The following is an 834-nucleotide window of genomic DNA, read 5'->3' as shown; positions in this document are numbered from 1 at the left end:
TACGCCCTTTCTTCAGGCCAACCAGAATACCTTCAACCACAACAATCGCGTTGTCCACCAACATACCCAATGCGATGATCAACGCACCAAGCGAAATTCGATGAAGTTCTATGTTGTTGTAATTCATCAAGATGAACGTACCAAACACCGTCAACAGAAGAACCACGCCAATGATCACGCCACTACGTAAGCCCATAGTGAACAACAGCACAATAATTACGATGGCTACCGCCTCAGCTAAGCTGATCACAAACGCTTTTACAGAATCATCGACCTCTTGCGCTTGGTTGTAGAAATAGCTCATGTCCAAACCCGCAGGTTTGATGGACTCTAAACTGCTTAACTCAGCGTTAAGGCGCTCACCTACTTCTACTACGTTAACGCCAGACGCAAACGAAATACCGATGTTGATTGCTTTCTTGCCGTTAAACAAAATCATGTTGCCCGGCTTTTCTTGAATACCTCGGGTGATCGTCGCAACGTCTTTTAAGCGAATCAAATTACCCGTATCACGACCGTGAATGATCAGGTTTTCTAACGCTTGAACGGTATTCAGCGTACCGCTAGGACGAATGACGAGGCTTTCACCATTCACCATAACTTCGCCAGCCGAAACCACGTTATTCTGTTGGTTAAGCAAACCAGAAACAACGTTCATGTCGAGATTCAGAGACGCAAGGCGGTCAAGCGAGATTTCAACGAACAACATCTCTTGCTGGTCTCCTGCAATGTCTACTTTGCCCACGCCATCAACCAGTTCGATTTCACGTCGTAGGTGGTCGGCATAGCGTTTGAGCTCGATATAGTCGTAATCGTCGCCCGTCAGCATCAACA

Annotated in this window: 1 pseudogene; it reads right to left on the bottom strand. The window is 46.6% G+C overall.

What is annotated here, in order from left to right:
* A pseudogene (gene vmeV / locus R7R24_RS25795) lies at window positions 1–834 on the bottom strand (multidrug efflux RND transporter permease subunit VmeV); the annotation flags it as partial.

The organism is Vibrio sp. 704 (assembly GCF_033339295.1).
This window is presented reverse-complemented; position numbering and strand designations above follow the sequence as displayed.